4 protein-coding genes are annotated in these 5111 nt (G+C 39.9%); all 4 read left to right on the forward strand.

Annotation, left to right across the window (positions count from 1 at the left end; translation table 11 throughout):
* Positions 1-325 precede the first annotated feature (325 nt).
* The 4 genes from acs (at position 326) to ACFIO3_RS08730 (ending at position 5079) form a co-directional block, all read left to right on the forward strand.
* Positions 326-2269 (forward strand): acetate--CoA ligase, encoded by a 1944-nt coding sequence (acs, locus tag ACFIO3_RS08715; protein ID WP_375704325.1) that lies wholly within the window; start codon positions 326-328, stop codon positions 2267-2269.
* Positions 2270-2801: 532 nt separating this feature from the next.
* A complete protein-coding gene (gene ftsE / locus ACFIO3_RS08720) occupies positions 2802-3461 on the forward strand; it encodes a cell division ATP-binding protein FtsE (RefSeq protein WP_273723097.1) in 660 nt (219 codons plus the stop codon).
* The gene (locus ACFIO3_RS08725) at positions 3454-4407 is read left to right on the forward strand and encodes a cell division protein FtsX (RefSeq protein ID WP_375606593.1); all 954 of its coding nucleotides are present in this window, start codon (positions 3454-3456) and stop codon (positions 4405-4407) included. The genes ftsE and ACFIO3_RS08725 overlap by 8 nt, the downstream gene beginning before the upstream one ends.
* Positions 4408-4410: 3 nt before the next feature.
* Positions 4411-5079 (forward strand): YdcF family protein, encoded by a 669-nt coding sequence (locus ACFIO3_RS08730; RefSeq protein WP_375606594.1) that lies wholly within the window; start codon positions 4411-4413, stop codon positions 5077-5079.
* Positions 5080-5111 lie beyond the last annotated feature (32 nt).

Raw genomic sequence — 5111 nt, forward strand, 5'->3', positions numbered from 1 at the left:
GTAGATATTTTGGTTTATATTAATATTTAGTAAATTTATTCTTTTAAAAAGCATTCTCATTCCCTCTCCTTTATAGGGGTATGTTTTTAATATCTTTATGCTTTTATAAAAAGCTCTATACCGCAATAGCCTTTGCCATATTTGAATATCCTAAAAGCATAAAATACTCTCTTAAAGACAAACGTATCAGATTTAAAAATTGACTATTCTAATCTTTGTCATTTAGTCTAACCTCATAATGAAAAGCTTTTGGGAAAACTCTGCCAAAATATAACCATACAAAAATACAGAGGCAGATTTTTCTAAACAATAAAATGAGGGAAACATGACCGAAAAAATTTATCCAATATCAGAAGAGATCAAAAAAAATACTTTACTCGATGAGGAAACTTATCAACAATGGTATCGAGAAAGCATCGATGATCCAGAAAGCTTCTGGGCAAAACATGGTCAACGCATTGAATGGTTTAAAGCTTTTACAAAAGTAAAAAACACTTCTTTTAACGGAGATGTATCGATTCAATGGTATGAAGATGGGATAACAAATGTAGCTTATAATTGCATTGATCGCCACCTGAAAACCCATGGAGACAAAATCGCGCTCATTTGGGAAGGGGATAATCCTTATCATGATAAAAAAATAACCTATAACGAACTTTATGAACACGTTTGTCGTTTTGCTAATCTTTTGAAAAGTCGTGGCATTAAGAAAGGCGATAAAGTAACCATTTATCTCCCCATGATACCCGAAGCAGCCTATGCCATGCTTGCCTGCGCCCGCATTGGAGCCATTCATTCGGTTATCTTTGCAGGCTTTTCTGCTGAAGCAATAGCAGGACGCCTTGTTGACTGTGAATCAACCTTTATGATTACCGCTGATCACGGCTTGCGTGGCGGCAAACGGATTAACTTAAAAGACAACGTTGACCATGCCATTGAGATAGCCGCGCGCCAAAATGTGCATGTGGACCAAGTCATGGTTATACGGCGAACTTGTGGCCCCATTCAATGGGTAGAGGAGCGTGATTTTTGGTACCACGAAGAGATAGCTCATACCCAAAGAGACTGTCCAGCAGAACCCATGAATGCTGAAGATCCACTTTTTATTCTTTATACTTCAGGCTCAACCGGCAAACCCAAAGGTGTTTTGCATACCACAGCAGGCTATCTTATTTTTGCCTCGATAACTCACCAATATGTTTTTGATTACCACCCCGATGAAGTTTACTGGTGCACAGCTGATATTGGTTGGATAACCGGTCATTCTTACTTGGTTTATGGACCTTTATGCAATGGTGCGACCACTTTAATGTTTGAAGGCACACCAACCTTTCCTGACAAAGGCAGATTCTGGGAAATTGTCGACAAGCATCAAGTCAATACACTCTATACCGCACCAACAGCTATCCGCGCCTTAATGGGAGCAGGAAATTCGTTTGTTGAACACTCAGACAGAACATCGTTGCGTCTTTTAGGCACAGTAGGAGAACCTATTAACCCAGAAGCATGGGAATGGTTTTATCATATAATTGGAAATGACCGTTGTCCGATTCTCGATACATGGTGGCAAACAGAAACAGGGGGGCATATGATCACGCCCCTGCCCGGTGCAACCCCCCTCAAAGCAGGATCGGCCACACGTCCTTTCTTTGGTGTTCAACCCCAAATTGTTGATGCCCAAGGCAATGTTTTAGAAGGTGAAGCAGAAGGCAATCTTTGTATCAGTGATTCATGGCCCGGACAAATGCGCACACTTTATAAGAATCATGAACGCTTTATTCAAACTTATTTTTCCTCCTATAAAGGAAAATATTTTTCAGGCGATAGCTGTAAGCGCGATAGTGACGGCTATTATTGGATCACAGGACGGGTTGATGACATACTCAATGTCTCGGGGCACAGGTTAGGAACCGCTGAAATTGAATCAGCCCTTGTTTCTCATCCCTCTGTATCAGAAGCAGCTATTGTGGGTTACCCGCATCCCATTAAAGGACAAGGAATTTATAGTTTTGTGACCCTCATGGAAGGAACAGCGCCAAGTGAAGAATTGCAAAAAGACCTTATCAACCATGTGAGACAAGAAATAGGTTCTATTGCCATATTGGATAAAATTCAGTTTGCTCCGCAGCTTCCCAAAACACGATCAGGGAAAATTATGAGACGTATTTTACGAAAAATCGCTGAAAACGATTTTGATACTCTCGGAGATATTTCAACCCTTGCCGAACCACAAGTTGTTGAAGATCTGATTGCCAACCGACAAAACTAAAAAACACGACGAAATACAACATACGGTGGTTTTTGTTTTTTGCTAAAATTATCTCAGCATTATTACGAAAACCACCGAGGATAATAAAAAACAAAACAATTCATGAAAAGCTCAATCATTCTAACAACAAACGCTTTTCTTCATGAGAGGTAAGAAATAATTTAAGCCAAAACCTCAGGATTGGGATACGAACAAGAATAAGAAAGTAAGATAAAAAGAGCAATATAGCTTTTTAAAATCACCCAATGTCCACTCAGTGCAAAAAAACCTCTGAGTAAGAAGGAAAAATAGTTCTGATGTTTATGCTAGAATCACTTTGAAATTCCTGCTAAAATCATAAACAAAGCTAAAAAAAGAAAGTATAAGTGATAATATTCTTGAGCAAAAATATTTATCTATAACGAGGGTGTATAAAAAATATTGAAAACCATGAAATCTAAAATAAGCAAGCTTACAACAAAAATCTAAAGCAATGAAAGTAAGAGTTCTTAGAATAAATGATGCAATATAAAATCAGGAGTAATAATAAAAAGTGATTCATTTTGAAAATGTCGGCCTACGCTATGGAATGGGCCCTGAGGTCCTTCGTGATATTAGCTTTCATATTCCTCCTGGATCATTTCAATTTCTCACAGGTGCCTCTGGAGCAGGGAAAACGTCGCTGATGCGTCTTATGTTTTTGGCACTCAAACCCACCCGCGGTCATATTGATCTCTTTGGAACAGACACAGCATTGCTCAAACGACAAGAGCTCCCTGCGCTACGACAACGTATCGGTGTAGTTTTTCAAGATTTTCGTCTCCTTGATCACATGACCACTTATGAAAATGTTTCCTTGCCTTTACGCATAAAAGGACAAGAAGAAGCAACCTATCGCAGTGAAGTGGAAGATCTTCTCTGTTGGGTAGGTCTGGGAGATCACATTCATGTTTTACCACCGGTTCTTTCCGGCGGAGAAAAACAAAGGGTAGCCATTGCACGCGCGCTCATTGACCAGCCTGAAATCCTCCTTGCGGATGAACCAACAGGAAATGTCGATCCCCCCTTGGCAAAACGCCTACTCCGTTTGTTTATTGAATTAAATCGTTTTGGAACAGCTGTTATCATTGCCACCCATGATATTGCCTTAATGGAACAAGTTGCAGCACGGCGTATGCTTCTCCATAATGGACGGATGACGATTCATGAATAAGTCTTTCCCCATTTTTACAAGTAATAAAAAAAACACAACAGCGATTATTCCCAGTAGCAATATTTCTGGAAAAGCGCTGGTTGCAGTGATTGCAATTATGACATTTCTCTCAAGTCTCACCTTAATCGGTGTTGATTTAGTCCAACATGCCGCCCAAAATTGGAGTAATCAGATTAGCTATGAAGCAACAATACAAATACGCCCCGTTGACAATGTTGATATCAACAAAGCACTCCGTGATGCCGTACAATTGGTTAAAACATTTTCTGGTGTACAAGATGCAAAAATTGTTGACCAAAAAGCTACAGAAAAATTACTAGAGCCATGGCTTGGAACAGGCTTCAATATCAATGAACTTCCCCTTCCCCGCCTCATCATTGTGACTCTGAAAAGAGATGAAAAAATCAATTTTGCTGCCATCAATCATGCCATTAAAACTCAAATTCCAGGCGGTCAATTTGATGATCACCGTGTTTGGGTCCATCGTTTTGCGACCATGGCATACACCACGGTTTTTATCGGTTTTTCAATTTTAGCATTGGTTCTAGGCTCTCTAATCCTCACCATCATTTTTGCCACCCGCAATGCATTGGCAGAAAATACCCATATTATTAATGTGCTATATTTTCTTGGCACTGAAACCCTTTTCATTGCGCGTCAATTTGATTGGCATTTTTTTAAAACGGCACTGCGCGGTGCTTTATATGGTGGTTTCACAAGCATCTTTCTGTTTTCAGCCTTTTGTCTCTGGACAAATTATAACTTGGGAAGAGCAGAAGCCAGCCAAATAACGGCTTTATTAGGACATATTTCCATAAGTTCCGTTCCTTATGGCAAAATCACTCTGCTTATTATTTTCGTTTCTTTTCTCACCACCCTTACAAATCGCATGACTATTTTAGCGCAACTGAAAAAAATCGATCAATGTGAAAACGGTTTATTTTAATTTATGACTCACAACACTTTCAACTCATTGACGCAAAACAATTTAGAACGTCCTCTTCCAAAACGGCCCCACTATAATAGTTGGTCTCCATGGCTTTTATTTCGCTATTTTCCACCAACAACCCTTACTCTTGCAATCACTGTTTTCATTTTCTGGGGCGGTTTTATTATTTTTTCTGAAAAAACCGAACGACTTGTCCCCCCAACGCCTCTCCCCAAAGCGGATGCCATTATCGTGCTTACAGGCGGAGAAAACCGAATAGAGACAGGACTTCATCTCTTACAAAAGGGGCTTGGTTCACGACTCCTCATCAGTGGTGTAAACACCACAACCAACCTGAAGAGTTTCATGCATAACATGCATATTACCCCACGGCTTATCTCCTGTTGTATTGACATTGGGCATCAAGCGATTAACACCAGAGGAAACGCCGAAGAAAGCGCCGCTTGGATCAAAAAGCATCACTATAAAACCCTTTATATCGTCACCCATGATTACCATGTGTGGCGCTCGATGCGTGAACTTAAATATCTCATGCCTGATATCCATTTCATTGCTTATCCTGTGAAGAAGAGCAAAGCTGAAAGCACAATACAACAGATCAGGCAAGCCCGCATTCTCATATTCCAATATATTAAAACACTGCAAGTCTATATCAGAACCGCCTTCTGACCTTTATTCTTGTGACTTTAAACCTTGCCACC

The organism is Bartonella sp. AD328YNZD (assembly GCF_042196425.1).

Excerpts from the sequence above, each read along its gene's own strand:
- acs (WP_375704325.1), top strand. The coding sequence starts at position 326 with ATGACCGAAAAAATTTATCCAATATCAGAAGAGATCAAAAAAAATACT.
- ACFIO3_RS08725 (WP_375606593.1), top strand. The coding sequence starts at position 3,454 with ATGAATAAGTCTTTCCCCATTTTTACAAGTAATAAAAAAAACACAACA.
- ACFIO3_RS08730 (WP_375606594.1), top strand. The coding sequence starts at position 4,411 with ATGACTCACAACACTTTCAACTCATTGACGCAAAACAATTTAGAACGT.